The sequence below is a fragment of the Nostoc sp. KVJ3 genome (assembly GCF_026127265.1).
Taxonomy (GTDB): domain Bacteria; phylum Cyanobacteriota; class Cyanobacteriia; order Cyanobacteriales; family Nostocaceae; genus Nostoc.
Genome location: NZ_WWFG01000002.1, coordinates 761,743 through 779,935 on the forward strand (window position 1 = coordinate 761,743; position 18,193 = coordinate 779,935).

Genomic DNA, 18,193 nt, shown 5'->3' on the forward strand with positions numbered 1-18,193 from the left:
AGGTAAAATCTAGTAACTAAAAAAAATTGGCTATTAAATTCATTATGAATTTTTCACTCAATCAACTAATTAAATGGTTAATTTTCACGTTGCTATTTCCTTTAGTGTTTCTTAATGGTTGGCTGGCATTTTTGCTAGTTAACAATTTTCAGCCTGTTGTCACAATTCTTATATTAGCTACTTTATTTGCATTCGTTTTAAACTATCCCGTTACCATTCTCCAAAAGCGGGGAGTTAAACGCAGTTACGGAGTAGCATTAGTTTTTATATCAGCATTGGTAATTATCGTTGCACTAGGTATCACTTTAGTTCCCATTGTTGTAGAGCAATTTCATGAGATGGCTAAAGTTCTTCCCCAATGGATTGATTCTAGTGAAGAAAAGCTTCAGATTTTAAATGATTGGTTTTCTCGGCACAAATTAAATGTAAATTTGAGTCAGTTATTAACAAGAGTAACTGACCAATTACCCAATGAATTAGAGTTTGTTTCCGATAAACTTTTAAGCATTATTATAGATGCGATCGATAGTGTTTCTGATGCTTTAATTATAGTAGTGCTAACTTTTTATCTGTTGTTAGATGGCCCAAGAATTTGGGAGGGGATATTTAAGAAGTTATCGGGTAATTTTGCCCAACAAGTAAGCCAGTCTATTCAGCAAAACTTCCAAAATTATTTGATTGGGCAGGGAACTTTGGCTTTGCTGATGGGACTTTCAGAGACATTAATGTTTTTAGCTTTTCAAGTCCAGTTTGCTTTACTCTTTGGTTTGGGAGTTGGACTTTTGAGCTTAATTCCCTTTGGTGATGTCATTAGTTTGATTGTAATAACTCTAATATTAGCGACACATGACTTTTGGCTAGCAGTGAAGATTTTGGCAGTAGCTGTTATTATTGACCAATTAATCGATCAGGCGATCGCACCAAGGCTTTTGGGCAGATTTACTGGACTTAGACCAATATGGGTGTTAATCGCTTTACTTGTCGGAACCAATATTGGTGGAGTCTTGGGTTTGCTAATCGCAGTACCTGTAGCTGGTTTTATCAAAGATACAGCAGATGGTTTTTCTAAATTTGATGATTCCGAAAATGTAGTTGATAGTAAAGTAGCATCAGAATTGTTGCCAGAGGAATCAGTATAGAAATGAGTTGTTTATAAAAATAAGATGCTATATCTACTGCTAACACTAAGAGGAACATCTCACTATTGCTCAGTGTGGTAAATTAACCCTTGTGACAAGGATTATATTTTGAAATCAGTATAAACACCTGTGGGTAAGTGGGTATTGCCCACTAAAAATAAAATTGCATAAAAAAGCCCCCAGCATTTCTACTGGGGGTAAGAAATAATACCATTTCACTTTATGTTTGTCGGAGATGCCCCTGCTTGTACCTCTACTTAGATGAGAGGCTACAGTATTACTCAAATAATACAACAAAAAGCGATCGGGTATAAAATTAGCCAACATTTGCCAAGAGCAATTCTCGTTTTTCTGATTTTTGCACTCTCACTTGAGAGTCATCATCAACATCGATAAACGCTGTATCTCCATCTGCAATTTGACCAGACAGCATTGCTTCGGCGAGAGAATCTTCCAAAAGGCGCATAATTGCCCGACGTAATGGCCTAGCGCCGTAGCTGGGGTTATAGCCTTCTTGGACTACAAGTTCTTTGAAGCGATCGCTAACTTCCAGAATAATTCCCTTTTCTGTCAAGCGTTTAGAAACTTCACGAAGCATAATCTCAGCGATTTGCTTCACTTCATCCCTAGAAAGTTGGGTGAAGACGATAATTTCATCGAGACGGTTCAAGAACTCAGGACGGAAGTAAGCTTTCAATTCCTCATTTACCAAGGTGCGGATGCGGTTATAACTAGCGTCGGCTTGAGTGTCGAAGTCAAAGCCTAAACCACTACCGCCTTTTTCAATCACCTTGGAACCGATGTTGGAAGTCAAAATGATCAGCGTGTTCTTGAAGTCCACTTTCCGACCTTTGGCATCGGTAAGATGACCGTCATCCAAGATTTGCAGCAGCATATTGAATACATCGGGGTGTGCTTTTTCGATTTCGTCGAATAGCAGCACTGTGTAAGGTTTCCGCCGCACGGCTTCTGTAAGTTGTCCGCCTTCGTCGTATCCGACATAACCAGGAGGCGAACCAATTAACTTAGAGACGGTGTGGCTTTCCATGTATTCGGACATATCTAGCCGAATCATTGAATCTTCTGCACCGAAGAAGTAGGAAGCTAATGCCTTCGCCAATTCTGTTTTACCGACTCCGGTAGGGCCAGAGAAGATAAAGCTAGCAATGGGACGATTGGGATTCTTCAAGCCAACACGGGCGCGACGGATACCACGAGATACAGCCGAAACTGCTTGCTCTTGACCGATTAGCCGTTGATGCAGAGTGTCTTCTAGGTGGAGAAGCAATTCTGATTCAGATTCGGTTAGTTTGTTGACTGGTACGCCAGTCCAAGAGGCAACGATTTGGGCAATGTCTTCTTCGTCAACTACAGTGGAGTTGACAGGTTGCTCGTTTGGTGTAAGCGTTGCTTGCACTTGTTCGGCGAGTTTTAACTCTTGGTCGCGTAGGGTTACAGCTTTGTCAAAATCTTGGACTCTGACTGCTGCTTCCTTTTCTTTGGTAACGCCAGCGAGTTCGCGCTTGAGTTCCTTATTGGGAGAACTTTGAGAATTCCGCAGACGAACGCGAGAACCAGCTTCATCAATTAAGTCTATTGCCTTGTCGGGCAAGAAGCGATCGCTAATATAGCGGTCTGATAATTCTGCGGCGGCGACAAGTGCCGCATCCAAAATTGTGACTTTGTGGTGCTGTTCGTAAGCACCGCGCAAGCCGTAAAGAATTTGTACGGTTTCCTCTACCGAGGGTTCCCCAACCATAATTGGTTGGAAACGACGCTCTAGGGCAGCATCGCGCTCGATGTGCTTCCGATATTCATCAAGGGTAGTAGCGCCGATGCACTGGAGTTCACCCCGTGCTAAGGCTGGTTTGAGGATGTTAGCTGCATCCAAACCACCTTCTGTACCACCAGCGCCGACCAAGGTGTGAATTTCGTCAATTACCAGAATGATATTACCGACAGTGCGAACTTCTTCCACGACTTTTTTGATGCGTTCTTCAAAATCGCCACGGAAGCGAGTTCCAGCTACCAATGACCCCATATCGAGGCTGATAACTTGCTTGTCCTGTAAGGTTTCGGGAACATCTTGATTGATAATACGTTGAGCTAGACCTTCTGCGATCGCAGTTTTACCAACTCCTGGTTCACCAATCAACACCGGGTTATTCTTAGTGCGGCGACCGAGAATTTGGATCGCTCGCTCAATTTCTTTCTCACGACCAACTACGGGGTCGAGTCTGCCTTCTTGCGCTAATTTGGTCAAATTTCTGCCATATTCTTCCATCGTTAGTGGTTGGGTGCGCTTTTGATTACCACTACCAGCGAAAGCCGGTGCATTTTCACCCAAACGGCGAACTATGGCACTACGAACAGTCTTAAAGTCAACCCCTAGATTTTGCAGAACTTTGGCGGCTACACCTTCACCAGCCTCGGTTAATCCTAAGAGTAAATGTTCAGTGTTGATGTAATTTTGTCCCAGACTATGAGCTTCTTTAAAAGATTGCTCGAAGAGGCTTTTTACCTTGGGAGTGAAAGGAATTTCTGGTGGTACAAAGCCAGAACCCCTACCAATTATTTTTTCTACCTCGCGGCGGGCATCTTTGAGGGTAACGCCTAATTCGGCCAGCACTTTAGCAGCAACCCCAGTTCCTTCTCCCATCAAACCCAGGAGAATTTGCTCAGTTCCTACGAAGTTATGTCCCAGGCGACGTGCTTCCTCCTGAGCTAACATAATTACTCTAATGGCTTCGGAAGTGAAGTGTTCAAACATAATGGGTTATTGCTCCCTCGCTGCTTGGACTTTGGGTGAGATAAATTTCACCCTCATCTAAAGTTTTTTGTATTTTCTTAAGGACTAATGTAACTTTATTTAAAGTTAAGTGGCAGTGGTGAGAGCCGTAAGACATCAGGTGTACTAGCCGTCTAAGAGGATTTAGGAGAGACGCGATTAATCGCGTCTGTACAAGAGAAGAAGTGATTAATCGCGTCTGTACAGGAGTTCTCAATTTTACAATTAGTTTTTCAGTGGAGAAGATGATTTTCTTTTGCCTTTTCTGCTCCTCTGCTCTCGGCTAAACTTAAAACTCAGGACTCAAAACGGGCTAAATGCACCGCTACCGCTAACGACACTCAGGACTCACGATGACTGAACCAACGGTTGGTAAAGACCAACAACATCCTCTTTATAACCGCGATCGCCCTCTTATTGATATTTTACTCGTTCAAGAGGCGACAGACTATAATTTAGCAGAATTAGCCAGACTGCGAATGCGTTATCAAGGCTTTCCAGGGGCAAGAGACATCCAAAAAGATTTGGATAAAGTCTTGCAGCAGTGGGGTTTGACCGAAGCCGAGCTTTTTGAGAAAACTCGCCAAATTCACGATTTGGGTGGTATTTACAAAAGTCGCGGCAAAAAAGATGAACAGGATTGGAATTAGGGAATTGGGCATTGGGCATTAATTATTCCCTTGCACTTCCAAACTCTTGTACAGACGCGATGAATCGCGTCTCTCAGTCCAGATATAGCCTACAAGACCTTGCATTGCCCATGATGCCGTAACAAATGGTCACATAGCACCAAGGCGACCATTGCCTCAACCATTGGAACTGCACGCGGTAATACACAAGGATCGTGTCGTCCTTTCGCTGCTAATAATGTTTCTTCACCCTCACGAGTGACAGTTTTCTGCTCTTTTCTAATTGTTGCTGTCGGCTTAAATGCCACTCGCAAAATGATATTTTCCCCGTTAGAAATGCCGCCTTGAATACCGCCAGAACGATTTGTTACTGTCCGAACTTCACCATTTGGATCGATATAAAATTCGTCATTATGCTCAATTCCTGTTAGCAGGGTTCCCGCAAAACCGGAACCAATTTCAAAGCCTTTGCTAGCAGGGAGAGACATGACACCCTTAGCGATATCAGCTTCTAATTTATCAAATACTGGTTCGCCTAAACCTTTCGGCACATTTCGCGCTACGCATTCTACGACACCACCGATAGAATCGCCTTGTCTACCAATTTCCTCAATTAATTCAATCATGCGATCGCCACATTCAGCATCAGGACAGCGAACGATATTGCTTTCTACTTGCTCTAAGGTGACAGTATTGGGGTCAACGACACCCTCTAAGTCTTTGATGCGCTTAACGTAAGCAATAATTTCGACATTGGCAACTTGACGAAGAATTTTTTTAGCGATCGCACCTGCTGCTACTCTGCCAATTGTCTCACGCGCTGACGACCTACCCCCACCTTGCCAATTGCGAATGCCATATTTTGCATCATAAGTTGCATCTGCATGAGAAGGACGATATTTCTCAGCCATCTCGTCGTAATCTTGGGGACGAGTATCTTGATTATGTACCAAAATTGCGATCGGCGTTCCCAGTGTTTTGCCTTCAAATACCCCTGATAAAATCTTGCAGGTATCCGCTTCTTTGCGAGGAGTCGTAATTTTACTTTGTCCTGGTCGCCTTCTATCTAGTTCTACTTGAATTTCTTCCGCCGAAATTTCTAGTTGTGGAGGACAACCATCTATGACAACTCCCACACCACCGCCGTGAGACTCGCCAAAAGTACTGATGCGAAATAGATGACCAAAAATATTGCCCATAATTTTGAAGAAAAAGATGATTATGTATTCACTTTAGCTAGAGTTATTACAAAAGTTTGTCTTTGCTTTTTGTAGAATTTTTCGCTATTTTCTAGTATTTATCCAACAGTATCTCTGAGTTTTTATCCAATTACATTAGGACTTACGTAAAACTATATGCTATGGGGTTTAATGCCCTGTGGGTACTGCGTTCGAGAACTCCTAGATGTTTATAAAAATATAGTAAATTAAAAAGCGCTCTCCTTTTTAGGAGAGCGCTTTTTTTAACTATTTAGTTAATACTTCAGAATTAACCGTTGATAGCAGGAGCGGTAAGAGCTACAGGAGCAACATCACCAGCAGCCAAATCTAAGGGGAAGTTGTGAGCATTGCGCTCGTGCATGACTTCCATACCCAGGTTAGCGCGGTTGATGACATCCGCCCAAGTTGCAATCACACGACCTTCAGAGTCAATGATTGATTGGTTGAAGTTGAAACCGTTCAAGTTGAACGCCATTGTGCTGACACCCAAGGCGGTAAACCAGATGCCGATTACAGGCCATGCTGCGAGGAAGAAGTGCAGTGAACGGCTGTTGTTGAAGGAAGCGTATTGGAAGATTAGACGACCGAAGTAGCCGTGTGCCGCTACGATGTTGTAGGTTTCTTCTTCTTGACCGAATTTGTAACCGTAGTTTTGAGATTCGGTTTCTGTGGTTTCACGAACCAAGGAAGATGTTACCAAAGAACCGTGCATTGCAGAGAACAAAGAACCACCGAATACACCTGCTACACCTAGTTGGTGGAAGGGGTGCATCAAGATGTTGTGTTCTGCTTGGAACACGATCATGAAGTTGAATGTTCCTGAAATACCGAGGGGCATACCATCTGAGAAGGAACCTTGTCCGATGGGGTATACCAAGAATACTGCACTTGCTGCTGCTACAGGTGCTGAATATGCGATCGCAATCCAAGGACGCATACCTAAGCGATAGGATAGTTCCCATTCACGACCTAAGTAGCAGAATACGCCGATCAGGAAGTGGAAGATTACCAATTGGTAAGGACCGCCGTTGTACAACCACTCATCTAAGGATACTGCTTCCCAAATTGGGTAGAAGTGCAAGCCGATGGCGTTGGAGGATGGTACTACTGCACCGGAGATAATGTTGTTTCCGTAGATTAAGGAACCTGCTACTGGTTCGCGGATTCCATCGATGTCTACTGGTGGTGCGGCGATGAAGGCGATTACGAAGCAAGCGGTGGCTGCTAGTAAGGTGGGGATCATGACTACGCCGAACCAACCGATGTAAATCCGGTTGTTGGTGCTGGTGATCCACTCACAAAATCTATCCCATACGTTGGCGCTTTCGCGGCGTTGTAAGGTTGTTGTCATTGTTTTATAAGTGCGGTTAGTGATTTATGAATCAGGCTCGTTTGTCTTTGCCTGTGAATACACTTTACAATGCTTTACATTTTTTAATCAAGTTTTATTACTTCAGTAAAGCTGATACAATTCATTAGTTTTTCTTATGAAAACGTCAGGACACGCCGAAGTTCTCTTTGGTATGACATCACAATAGTTGTAGAAATTCTGCTTATCAGTAATTCGGTACAAATAAACCTAACTATGTAACAGAATGTAAAAAATATAAGACCCTTGCAATTGCTTCATTCCACTTCGTTACATTCGCAATGACATACATTGAAATTTTCACGCCGACTTACTTCTTGTCTGCTGTTCTGGGAATAATAGCTTTGTAGATTACCGCTATTCCTAAAAAATTAACCCTCAGCTTACGACTGGGGGCTTTTTTTGTTTGGCAAAATGGCATATCTCTAAATTAGACGGTTGCTATGGTATTTGAGTAGGATACATTCCATGCGAAAAAGTACTGACTTGCATTACCCCTGGCTAACCACCAGGGGTTTTTATTAGAACTATTATTGAGATATTGCACCATTTCCAATAACCGTAAGCTTTGCTACTTGGTAAGTAGTTGGACAAAAATATTTACAGTCATTGCGAGTACAGCGTTGCAATCCCAACCGCAAGTGAATTGCTTCATTACGCAACCCTTGGAGACGCTACTGCGTTAAGCGAAGCTATGCCGAAGGCTTTACGCTTCATTCGCAATGACATTGTGTAATTAATTCTGTCCAAGTACTTATGAGTAGTAATTCTAGAATTCCCTGCTTTTCAGAATTAATCAGGGATAGCGATTTTTATTTAACTACGGAAGTGTCAATATAGGCTTATGTCAGAGTGAAAAATCAACTGCAATAAATTAACAATGATAGAAGCTAAAAACGTAATTGGTGGAAACCTAGAATCCTGCTGCACTTCTCCTATGACTGGGTTTTACCGCGATGGTTTTTGTCGCACAGGTGGTCAGGATTTCGGGTCGCACGTTATATGTGCCGAAGTGACCGTAGAATTCCTGGAGTTTACAAAATCGCGGGGGAACGACCTAAGCACAGCTGTTCCTGATTTTAATTTTCCTGGATTGAAGCCTGGCGATCGCTGGTGTTTGTGTGCTTCTCGCTGGCAAGAAGCTCTCGAAGCTGGCGTTGCTCCACCCGTTATTCTCTCTGCAACCCATGCTAGAGCCTTGGAAGTGGTTTCTTTAGAAGAATTGAAAAAACATACCGTAACTTCGTCTTAATTGGGAATTGGGGATTGTTAACTGTTTTAACGATTTCCTTAACTGTCTTATCTGTCCTTGCATATTAGTTTTGATGCTGAGATTATAAAGATGTTTTAGGAATATTTGTACATTAAGATAAATCAGAAATGACTAGCAGATTTAGCTCAGAGCAATACTCTCCAGCCTTGTTTGACATTAGTCAGGACATCATTGGTTCATTACCTCTAAGATTAGTTAAACAGTGGTTAGAAAGCGAGCAAACCCAAGAAACAGCCTTGCAGTTACTAGAACCATATAAAGTCAAAGGTTATAGTGTATCTTCTGATTCTGCTGGACTCACAAAGCTAACCAGGCAAAAAGGCTTGCTAGAAATTTTGGCAATCATTAACCAGCCCAAAGAAATTGTTTACAGCTTTGGTAGCGCTATTGGTGGGCAGGGAATTGGGATTTGGGCCGCAGACAATACACAAATGTTTTATCCAGCATCAGTTAGTGCTGAAACTCTTTTATCAACACTGCTATCAATTCAGCGCGAAATTAGTAAGCGTTGTCAAATTAAAATTGGTCTCGGCGCGCACTATGGCGAGTTTTACTATATTAACGGTGGCTTGTATGGATTAGAAGCTGATGTGATTGAAGAGATTGCTGAAAATGATACAGAAGGTGGTGAAATAGCTATTAGCCAAGACATTTATGAGCTACTACCAAGTAACCACAATTTTACTCTGGTTAAAAAAGGCGAAATTACAACAAAAATTGGGAATCTTTTCCGGGTATTAGATGGGCCAGGTTTATCTGAAGAACCGCCTTTAAATACTAAATATCCAATTCCTTATTCTGAAAGTTTTTATGCTGATTTAATCGAATATGAAAATAGGTTAACTGACACAGAATTGGGTAAGAAATTAGCAAGTAAGTACTTGCAAAATCAGGTAGTTGTCTTAATTGAGCGGGAAAGTCAAGAGGCTGAAGCCCATGAGTCAGGTATGTTCACTAACCTATCGCTTGCTGCTAGGTTAAAAGATATCGGAGCGCGGCTCGTTAATCAAAACAACGGCATAGAAATTAAGGTCGTTGGTACTATAGGAATTTATGTTTTTGATGAGGCTATGGCAGCCCTAAACTTTGCTCAAACATTTCGTCAAGAGCTAGCTGCACAAGGTCTTGCTTCTCGAATTGGCATTGATGCTGGCCCAGTTTTAGTTTTTGATTTAGCTGTTGGTGGCAAAGATATAGCTGGAAATCCGGTAAATATTGCTTCTAAAATGGCTCAAGATAAAGGAAAATTTGGAAAAATATATCTCAGTTATAGCATGAAAGAGTTAATAGAGATAAGCCAATTTACTGAAATCACGTATACAGTTTCTGGAGTGGAAATTACTATATATGAGGGCTAAATAACTAATAAATGTAAAAGGTAAAAATCAAACAAATTATTTTTATTGAATGCAATTTTTAGGAAGATATCCGTGATGCAATAATACTTTCACGTCTCACGGATGCTCCTAATTTCCTATTTCCCATTCCCCAGTTCAAAATCAACTTACTGGAACTTGAACAGGTAGTTTTAATACACTGGCAACCATAGCAATCAATTTAGTGGGGTCTATTGGCTTAGATAAATGCTGTTGAAACCCTGCTGAAAGCGCTTCTAAGCGATCTTCTTCTCGCGTGTATGCTGTTAAAGCGATCGCTGGGATACATCCACCTCTTTCTGGTTCTAAACAGCGCAATTTCCGAATCAGTGTATAACCATCTTGCTCTGACATGCCGATGTCGCTAATTAGGATATCTGTTTTTGCTTGTTCAAGTATTGCAAGTGCTTCATCAACTGATGCTACCGCAGTGGCAAAAGCTCCATACTCCTCAAACATAAAACTGAGAAAGTTACGGGTATCTGCTTCATCATCTACAACTAAAACTCTTAATCCAGCAAGGGGTGTCGATGCCACAGAGGAAGAAATTTCTCCTGTGGCTTCTCTATTTCCCCTATTGCCTCTATTGTCTTGTAGCAGTGGCAGCCTGACAGTAAAAGTTGCTCCTTGTCCACTGCCTGGACTTTGGGCAAATATTTTACCCTTGTGCAGTTCTACTAAATGACGGACGATCGCTAGTCCTAATCCTAATCCATTGTGCGATCGCGTTGTGGTGCTGTCTGCTTGCCGGAAACGCTCGAATACTTTTGGTAAAAACTCGGAACTGATGCCAATGCCTGTATCGATAACTTGAATTTGGGCGTATTTTTGAGTTGTTTGTTCTTCACCAGGGATTACTGACAAATGCACTTCTACCCTGCCACCTTTAGCGGTAAACTTAATCGCATTAGTTAGTAGATTCCATACTATTTGCTGTAACCGGGCTGGATCGCCATAAACTGAACCGACTGAAGTATCTAAGACAGTAGTTAATTGAATTTCTTTTGGGTCTGCTAGGGGACGCACTGCTTCTAAGGCTGCCTCCATGACTGAGATAAGATTTACCGCAGACACATTTAATCGCAACTGTCCACGGATAATCCGAGATACATCTAAGATATCTTCAATTAGTTGCATCTGAGATATAGCATTGCGTTCAATGGCCTCTAGGGCGCGGGAAGTGGCTTTCTCGTCAAGTTTCTTAGAGCGGAGAATTTTTGACCAGCCCAACATTGAGGTTAGGGGTGTGCGGAGTTCATGGGAGAGAACGGCGAGAAACTCATCTTTCATCCGATTTGCGGCTTCTGCTTCTTGTCTTGCGGTTTGTTCTCTAATTACTTGAGCGCGGACTTCTTCTGCTTGCTTGCGTTCGGTAATATCTTCGAGAGTGCCGACATATCCCAATAATTCCCCTTGACCGGAAAGCATTGGTGATGAGCGAACCTGAACCCAACGGACGATGCCATGAACAGTTTGAAAGCGAAACTCTTCAGAGTAATCACGACCTTCACAAATGTAGTTAGACCAACTGGCAACTGCTCGTTCTCGATCTTCTGGATGAACAGATTCTAACCAGCTTTTTTCTAAACTTTCTGCCGCTTTCAAGCCACAAATTATTTGATAACGAGGATTTGTATATCTACATCCCCCTTCAGTATCAATTTCAAAAATGCCGACGGGTGAACAAGTACTTAGCGATCGCAATCGTTCTTCACTTTGCCTGAGTGACCCATTCACAGCTACCAGTTGTGCTGCTTGTTGCTTGATGGCTTCTGTTTTCTTAAATAGTTCTACGAATACTGTGACTTTGGAAGTCAAAATATTGGGATCTAATGGTTTGAGTAAATAATCAACTGCACCCAAGGCATAGCCTTTAAACAGCATTTGGTCGCTGGTACTAAAGGCGGTAAGAAAGATAATTGGGGTGTGACGCGATCGCCCCCGATTCCGAATTAAGGTAGCAGTTTCAAAGCCATCCATCCCTGGCATTTGCACATCTAGCAAAATCACGGCGAAGTCTTGATGTAGCAGACACCTCAAAGCTTCTTCCCCAGAAGTAGCTCTCACCAAATTCTCTCCTAGTTTTTCCAGGATTGCTTCTAGTGCTAGCAAATTTTCTAGTTTATCATCCACTAGGAGGATGTTTACTTTGGATTCCATCTGCATGGGCTTATTTCCGTGATGAGTGACAAAGCTTGACCATTTGGGAAGCAATGTTTGAGAGTGTCAAAATCCAGTCTACTGTAACAGCAGAAATTGCTGCTTCTGGCATAATATCGCTCTGGGCTGTGGCAGGTTCTTGTACGATAGTTATTCCTCCCCGCGCTTTTATTTTCTTAAGACCTTGCATACCATCTTGATTTGCTCCTGTCAATATTACACCAATAACTTGGTCGGTGTAGACATCAGCTGCTGACTCAAACAGCACATCAACAGATGGTCTGGCATAAGAAACCGGCTCATCAGTCGAAAGAGCAAAGTGACCTGGTTCAACCAATAAATGATAATCTGCTGGAGCTAGATAGATATGTCCTGGCAGGATTTCGTCTTTGTCTTCCACTTCTCGAATCGGTAATGAAGTAGATTCTTGCAATAACTCCTGGAGTGTGTTGTTAGATTCCTTGTGACGGTGTTGCGCGATCGCGATCGGCACTAAGAAATCTGCTGGTAACTTTCCCAGAATAATTTTTAATGCTGATAATCCGCCTAAAGAAGTACCAATCACGACAATTTTAAACGACACTTGTTTAGTCCTCACAGGAAGCATCTCACCTTTGCAAATATACCTGGCGCTTAGAGGTTGTTTGAAAAGTTGTATGTTGTGATTTTAATCAAATTATTACCCCCCTTAATCCCCCCTTATAAAGCTACGGTGTATACACAAGTCGAATTACCCCCCTTAATCCCCCCTTGTAAAGGGGGGAAACCGGAAAATCTTGTTCCCTCCCCTTTACAACTACGGTGTACACACAAGTCTTTGAGAGTGGTCTCATAGGCTTTTGATCCCCCAACCCCCCGATAAATTGGGGGGCAAAAGTCTCTTAAAGTCCCCCTTTTTAAGGGAGATTTAGGGGGATCTCCAACGATTTTGGGTTTCTACAGAGATGTGTGTACACCGTAGCCCCTTTACAAGGGGAGGGTTAGGGTGGGGTAAAAAAATATTTGATACATCAATCATGACTTTTAAAACATACTCTTAGAGTTCGCAGTTTATTTTCACGCAAACTCAAGGAACTTGAAACCGAGGTCGGTGGGTTTTGTCTGTATAGCCATGAATGACCTTCGCCAAGGCTATACCTTGATTTGCATTTATACAAGCTATCCAAAATTATATATTTTTGTCATAAGCATTACAATTAAATATTTTATCATTGTGAAAGGCTTGACAGAAAAATATTGTATTTAGGGGCATTTTTAATCTTAATTAAATGCCAGAATTGCTACATTATAGAAATAATTTTTAGCTAAACAGCTAACTTTTAAAACTTTAATTATTATTGTTTTGACAATTCACAAAAATTTACTTAAGCTAAAAGATAGGTTAAGCAAATCAATAAACAACAGCAATTTTTTTAGCTCCACCAAGAATTGCTGTTACAGACTATTGGCATGAGGAAATTAATCACAATCACAATTATTCCCTGTAGGTAAGCTCACGAGATTTAGCTGCAAAAAGCTAAGACATGATTAAGCGTATTGCACCGCGCACATATTGAACATATTCCGGTCAATTATGGATGGATACTTGTGATGAGATTAGTGAGTATCCATCAATCATGGAAGTTTGACTAGCGATTTGAGATTAGGGTCTTCTGGTTTATATCTCGTCAGAGGCGGAATAAATCTAAAATCCAAAATTGATTGACCACGGTGCATTAGATATGTCCAGGAGAATACAATGCTTGAGTATTTTACATCATTGAACGACCATAATTTGCCCTATCCAGATACGGTTCATCCCATCGTTGTCCACTTCGTAATTGCGATGGTATTGTTTTCGTTTTTCTGCGATGTAGTTGGCTATTTTACTGGTAAATCCAGTCTTTTTGAGGTGAGTTGGTGGAATATGTTAGTTGCCACGATCGCCATCTTCGTTGCGATCGTTTTTGGACAGTTTGAAGCGGGTTTAGCCCAACCTTACAGCCTAGCTAAATCGGTGCTGAATTTGCATACGCTGATTGGTTGGTCGCTTTCGGGAATCATCACGGCGCTTACAGCTTGGCGCTATGTAATTCGTGCCCGTAACCCGCAAAAATTGCCAATTTATTATTTGGGAGCCGGACTATTTTTAACCCTAATAGTTGGCTTACAAGTATATCTCGGAGATGAGCTTGTTTGGGTGTATGGATTGCATACCGTACCAGTTGTGGAAGCAGTAAAGGATGGTCTGTTGCGATGAACTCAGAATTGATCGATCAATTAACCGGCTCTCTTGGCGCAAACGGATTACCTTACACCATTCCCATTCATCCCAACTTAGTCCATCTGACAATAGGTTTGTTCATCATTGGGATGACCTTTGATATCGTTGGTGTTCTGTTCCCCTTCCAAAAATGGGTCTTCAAATTTTTGGCAATTACCGTGGAACGTCAGAATTTCTTTGATGTTGGCTGGTACAACATGTTAGCTGCCAGTATCATCACATTTTTCACGGTGGCAGCAGGCTTTTATGAAATGCTGTTGGCAACACCACCAGCCGATATGAAAAGTGCCTGGGGATTGCAGGCAATGCAAACCATGATTTGGCATGGTGTGGGTGGTGTGTTCTTATTAGCGTTGATTGTTGGCATGACCATCTGGAGAGGGTGGCAGCGCTCCGTTTGGGGCAGACAAGAATATAAACAGTCAGATAGAGAAGTGCAGTGGTTATACCTGTTCGCAGGCATAGCAATCATGTTCATTCTGTACATCCACGGCACACTAGGAGCGCAACTAGCCGCCGAATTTGGTGTACACAATACAGCAGATAATTTGCTGCGATCGCACCAAGACCTCAACACAACACTCAAATAATTCAATTGTCCTTTGACCAATGCCCAATGACCAATGACCAATGATGAACATCCAGAAGATTTTAAATATTTTGACGCTGCTTACAGGCGCGATCGCAGTGACTGTTATCAGTCTCTGGATCGGCAAGCAGTCTTACTCCTGGCTTCCCCCTCAAGCGGCAGCCGAATCCGTACTAATTGATGATTTGATTAGCTTCTTAGTAACCCTTGGTGCTTTCATCTTCTTGGGAGTAACAAGTACTCTAATGTATTCTGTGATCTTCCATCGGGCAGTCAAAGATGACTTCACTGATGGCCCTTCCATTGAAGGGAATATCACCTTAGAAGTTGTTTGGACAGCAATTCCCATTCTCTTAGTGTTGTGGATTGCAGGTTACAGCTATCAAGTTTACGAAAAAATGGGGATTCAAGGCCCATCGGAAATAGTTCACCTGCATAACCCATTGGGAATGGAATCAGCTTATGCAGAAGCAAAAGATGCCCCAGCTTTAGCTGAACCCGTCGAGAAAATTGACGTACTAGCTAAACAGTGGGCGTGGGTGTTTCACTATCCCGAAAGAGATGTTACGAGTACCGAATTGCATTTACCTAGCGATCGCCGGATACGTTTAGCATTGCGATCGCAAGATGTTCTCCACGGCTTCTATATACCTGCATTTCGCCTCAAGCAGGATATTATTCCCAACCACGCCATCGACTTTGAATTTACTCCCATCCGCCCCGGCAAATACAGCTTGACCGATTCCCAATATAGCGGCACATACTTTGCGACGATGCAAGCGAATGTCATCGTCGAATCTCCTGAAGATTATCAGCAGTGGTTGGCTAAAATTGCAACCCAAAAGCCATCTCCAGCAAAAAATCAGGCAGCTGCTGAGTATGCCCAAACATCCCATCAATCAGTTCAAACTGGTTGGGTTACAGTTCCACCTGCTGCACCTCCTCTAGTCAATTCACCTGGTTGAAAGGAAAGTAACCATGACTAATGTTCCTATTGAAGGTATGCTTCTCCCTAACGAGAAGCCTAACCACGAATCTCCAGGTAACTGGAAAGAATACTTCAGCTTTAGTACTGACCACAAAGTAATCGGTATCCAGTATCTCGTTACCTCCTTCTTCTTCTTCCTCGTCGGCGGTATATTTGCGATGGTGATGCGGGGAGAACTGATGACACCCGAATCAGATTTAGTCGATCGCACCGTTTATAACGGTATGTTCACCATGCACGGCACTGTAATGCTGTTCTTGTGGACATTTCCTTCACTGGTTGGTTTTGCCAACTATTTAGTACCCCTGATGATTGGGGCGCGAGATATGGCATTTCCCCGCCTCAACGCCGTCGCCTTTTGGATGGTGCCAGTAGTCGGAATTATCATGATGGGTAGCTTCTTTATCCCTGGTGGCCCAGCCCAAGCGGGTTGGTGGTCTTACCCGCCAGTCAGTCTCCAGAATCCCACAGGTAACTTGATTAATGGTCAAGTTCTCTGGCTCTTAGCGGTGGCAATATCTGGCGTATCCTCAATTATGGGGGCAGTAAACTTTGTCACCACCATCGTCAAGATGCGGGCCCCAGGCATGGGTTTCTTCAGAATGCCGTTGTTTGTCTGGGCAGTATTTAGCGCCCAAATCATTCAATTATTTGGACTACCTGCATTGACCGCCGGGGCTGTAATGCTGCTACTTGACCTCACGGTTGGTACTGCATTTTTTGACCCTGCCAAGGGTGGGAATCCAGTTATGTTTGAACATTACTTTTGGTTTTACTCCCACCCCGCCGTTTACGTGATTATTTTGCCTATCTTCGGGATTTTCTCAGAAATTTTCCCAGTTTATTCACGTAAACCCTTGTTTGGTTATAAAGTAGTTGCCGTTTCATCGATTTTGATTGCGATCGTCAGTGGTATCGTTTGGGTACACCACATGTACGTCAGTGGTACACCAGGCTGGATGCGGTTGATCTTCATGCTGACGACGATGTTTGTATCTGTCCCCACAGGAATTAAAGTATTTGCTTGGGTGGCAACGATTTGGGGCGGTAAATTGCGGCTAAATACCCCAATGCTGTTTGCCTTGGGCGGATTAATCATGTTTGTGTTCGCTGGCATCACAGGCATCATGCTTTCCTCCGTGCCGGTTGATGTTCACGTCAACAATACCTACTTTGTAGTGGGTCACTTCCACTACGTCCTCTACGGCACCGTGACGATGGGCTTATATGCTGCCATATATCACTGGTTCCCCAAAATGACCGGGCGAATGTACTCCGAAAGCTGGGGTAAAATCCACTTCTGGTTAGCCTTCATCGGTACTAACCTCAACTTTTTGCCTATGCATCCCTTGGGATTGCAAGGGATGTTACGCCGAGTTGCTTCCTACGCCCCAGAGTATCAATTCTGGAATGTCATCGCTAGCTTGGGCGGATTTCTCTTAGGAATATCCACTTTGCCCTTCATCTTCAACATGGTGATTTCTTGGATGCAAGGTGAGAAAGCACCTGATAATCCTTGGCGGGCAATTGGATTAGAGTGGATGGTTTCTTCACCACCGCCAGTAGAAAACTTTGAAGAAATCCCCATCATCATCTCAGAACCCTACGGCTACGGCAAATCAGAACCCTTAACAGCCAATCTTTCCAACCACAACCCAGATTAACGCAGAAGTACGCAGAAAAAAACCTCTGCGTCCCTCTGCGCTTCCCTTTGCGTTCCTTTGCGTTTCAAATTCCCCTCAAACAAAAGCAAAATGGACAGTTATATCAATTCCCCTGAATCACACCACGCAAGCGCAGAACATACCCATGACGAAGAAGGCAACAAGATGTTTGGCTTCATTGTCTTCTTACTGTCTGAAAGCGTCATTTTCTTGAGTTTTTTCGCCGGATATGCAATCTACAAAACAACAACTCCTAACTGGCTACCAGCTGGTGTTTCCGGGCTAGAAATAAAAGATCCGACAATCAACACGATAATTCTTGTCGCCAGTAGCTTTGTAATTTACTTAGCAGAACGCGCCCTGCAACGCCATGATTTAGTGAAATTTCGCCTGTTTCTGTTGACAACAATGGCGATGGGTACTTACTTTTTGGTTGGACAGGCGATTGAATGGAACGGCCTCGATTTTGGCTTCACCACCGGGGTATTTGGTGGGACATTTTACCTGTTAACGGGTTTCCACGGTTTGCACGTTTTCACCGGCATTCTGTTGCAGTCGATTATTTTGGTACGTTCTTTCATCCCTGGCAATTACGAGACAGGCCACTTTGGTGTGAATGCAACTTCGCTGTTTTGGCACTTTGTAGATGTTATCTGGATTATTTTGTTTATCCTCATCTACGTTTGGCAGTAAGGGATTTCCAAGAGATAAATGATCTAACGAACCACAGAGACG

General features: G+C 42.8%; 14 protein-coding genes. 9 read left to right on the top strand and 5 right to left on the bottom strand.

Translation table 11 applies throughout. The annotated features are described in order from the left end of the window. Window positions 1-44: 44 nt before the first annotated feature. Window positions 45-1,139, top strand: a complete 1,095-nt coding sequence (locus GTQ43_RS19350) for an AI-2E family transporter (RefSeq protein WP_265274392.1) — start codon at window positions 45-47, stop codon at window positions 1,137-1,139. A gap of 316 nt (window positions 1,140-1,455) precedes the next feature. Here GTQ43_RS19350 and GTQ43_RS19355 read toward each other — a convergent pair whose 3' ends face one another. Beyond that, entirely contained in the window at window positions 1,456-3,909 is a 2,454-nt protein-coding gene (locus GTQ43_RS19355; RefSeq protein ID WP_321162497.1) for an ATP-dependent Clp protease ATP-binding subunit, read from the bottom strand. 371 nt (window positions 3,910-4,280) lie between these two features. On the opposite strand from GTQ43_RS19355, the gene GTQ43_RS19360 reads away from it, so the two are divergent. After that, window positions 4,281-4,577 (top strand): DUF3288 family protein, encoded by a 297-nt coding sequence (locus GTQ43_RS19360; RefSeq protein WP_265274393.1) that lies wholly within the window; start codon window positions 4,281-4,283, stop codon window positions 4,575-4,577. A gap of 89 nt (window positions 4,578-4,666) precedes the next feature. Here the strand turns inward: GTQ43_RS19360 and aroC are convergent, their stop codons facing one another. Together aroC and psbA are read right to left on the bottom strand one after the other, a co-directional pair. After that, window positions 4,667-5,755, bottom strand: a complete 1,089-nt coding sequence (gene aroC, locus GTQ43_RS19365; protein WP_265274394.1) for a chorismate synthase — start codon at window positions 5,753-5,755, stop codon at window positions 4,667-4,669. 289 nt (window positions 5,756-6,044) lie between these two features. Continuing rightward, a complete protein-coding gene (gene psbA, locus GTQ43_RS19370; RefSeq protein ID WP_265274395.1) occupies window positions 6,045-7,127 on the bottom strand; it encodes a photosystem II q(b) protein in 1,083 nt (360 codons plus the stop codon). A gap of 898 nt (window positions 7,128-8,025) precedes the next feature. Between psbA and GTQ43_RS19375 the strand changes: the two genes are divergently transcribed. After that, on the top strand, window positions 8,026-8,397 hold the full coding sequence (locus GTQ43_RS19375; protein ID WP_265274396.1) for a DUF2237 family protein: 372 nt from the start codon (window positions 8,026-8,028) through the stop codon (window positions 8,395-8,397). A 128-nt stretch (window positions 8,398-8,525) separates the two neighbouring features. After that, the gene (locus GTQ43_RS19380; protein WP_265274397.1) at window positions 8,526-9,776 is read left to right on the top strand and encodes a family 3 adenylate cyclase; all 1,251 of its coding nucleotides are present in this window, start codon (window positions 8,526-8,528) and stop codon (window positions 9,774-9,776) included. Between the two features lie 141 nt (window positions 9,777-9,917). Here the strand turns inward: GTQ43_RS19380 and GTQ43_RS19385 are convergent, their stop codons facing one another. Together GTQ43_RS19385 and GTQ43_RS19390 are read right to left on the bottom strand one after the other, a co-directional pair. Then, a complete protein-coding gene (locus tag GTQ43_RS19385) occupies window positions 9,918-11,960 on the bottom strand; it encodes a response regulator (RefSeq protein ID WP_265274398.1) in 2,043 nt (680 codons plus the stop codon). Window positions 11,961-11,964: 4 nt separating this feature from the next. Then, window positions 11,965-12,537, bottom strand: a complete 573-nt coding sequence (locus GTQ43_RS19390) for a chemotaxis protein CheB (protein WP_265274399.1) — start codon at window positions 12,535-12,537, stop codon at window positions 11,965-11,967. Window positions 12,538-13,692: 1,155 nt separating this feature from the next. On the opposite strand from GTQ43_RS19390, the gene GTQ43_RS19395 reads away from it, so the two are divergent. The 5 genes from GTQ43_RS19395 (at window position 13,693) to GTQ43_RS19415 (ending at window position 18,151) form a co-directional block, all read left to right on the top strand. Next, window positions 13,693-14,193: a DUF2231 domain-containing protein gene (locus tag GTQ43_RS19395; RefSeq protein WP_265274400.1), complete on the top strand. Its 501-nt coding sequence runs from the start codon at window positions 13,693-13,695 to the stop codon at window positions 14,191-14,193. After that, window positions 14,190-14,807, top strand: a complete 618-nt coding sequence (locus GTQ43_RS19400; protein WP_265274401.1) for a DUF2231 domain-containing protein — start codon at window positions 14,190-14,192, stop codon at window positions 14,805-14,807. The genes GTQ43_RS19395 and GTQ43_RS19400 overlap by 4 nt, the downstream gene beginning before the upstream one ends. 43 nt (window positions 14,808-14,850) lie before the next feature. Continuing rightward, window positions 14,851-15,771, top strand: coding sequence for a cytochrome c oxidase subunit II (locus tag GTQ43_RS19405; RefSeq protein WP_265276494.1), 921 nt, complete (start codon window positions 14,851-14,853; stop codon window positions 15,769-15,771). A gap of 13 nt (window positions 15,772-15,784) precedes the next feature. Next, a complete protein-coding gene (gene ctaD / locus GTQ43_RS19410) occupies window positions 15,785-17,458 on the top strand; it encodes a cytochrome c oxidase subunit I (RefSeq protein ID WP_265274402.1) in 1,674 nt (557 codons plus the stop codon). A gap of 90 nt (window positions 17,459-17,548) precedes the next feature. Further along, window positions 17,549-18,151: a heme-copper oxidase subunit III gene (locus tag GTQ43_RS19415; RefSeq protein WP_265274403.1), complete on the top strand. Its 603-nt coding sequence runs from the start codon at window positions 17,549-17,551 to the stop codon at window positions 18,149-18,151. Window positions 18,152-18,193 lie beyond the last annotated feature (42 nt).

Bases quoted from the DNA above. Each gene is read 5' to 3' on its own strand.
- GTQ43_RS19355 (WP_321162497.1), bottom strand. From the start codon at position 3,909: ATGTTTGAACACTTCACTTCCGAAGCCATTAGAGTAATTATGTTAGCT.
- aroC (WP_265274394.1), bottom strand. From the start codon at position 5,755: ATGGGCAATATTTTTGGTCATCTATTTCGCATCAGTACTTTTGGCGAG.
- GTQ43_RS19350 (WP_265274392.1), top strand. From the start codon at position 45: ATGAATTTTTCACTCAATCAACTAATTAAATGGTTAATTTTCACGTTG.
- GTQ43_RS19380 (WP_265274397.1), top strand. From the start codon at position 8,526: ATGACTAGCAGATTTAGCTCAGAGCAATACTCTCCAGCCTTGTTTGAC.
- GTQ43_RS19395 (WP_265274400.1), top strand. From the start codon at position 13,693: ATGCTTGAGTATTTTACATCATTGAACGACCATAATTTGCCCTATCCA.
- GTQ43_RS19360 (WP_265274393.1), top strand. From the start codon at position 4,281: ATGACTGAACCAACGGTTGGTAAAGACCAACAACATCCTCTTTATAAC.
- GTQ43_RS19405 (WP_265276494.1), top strand. From the start codon at position 14,851: ATGAACATCCAGAAGATTTTAAATATTTTGACGCTGCTTACAGGCGCG.
- psbA (WP_265274395.1), bottom strand. From the start codon at position 7,127: ATGACAACAACCTTACAACGCCGCGAAAGCGCCAACGTATGGGATAGA.
- GTQ43_RS19400 (WP_265274401.1), top strand. From the start codon at position 14,190: ATGAACTCAGAATTGATCGATCAATTAACCGGCTCTCTTGGCGCAAAC.
- GTQ43_RS19415 (WP_265274403.1), top strand. From the start codon at position 17,549: ATGGACAGTTATATCAATTCCCCTGAATCACACCACGCAAGCGCAGAA.
- ctaD (WP_265274402.1), top strand. From the start codon at position 15,785: ATGACTAATGTTCCTATTGAAGGTATGCTTCTCCCTAACGAGAAGCCT.
- GTQ43_RS19375 (WP_265274396.1), top strand. From the start codon at position 8,026: ATGATAGAAGCTAAAAACGTAATTGGTGGAAACCTAGAATCCTGCTGC.
- GTQ43_RS19385 (WP_265274398.1), bottom strand. From the start codon at position 11,960: ATGCAGATGGAATCCAAAGTAAACATCCTCCTAGTGGATGATAAACTA.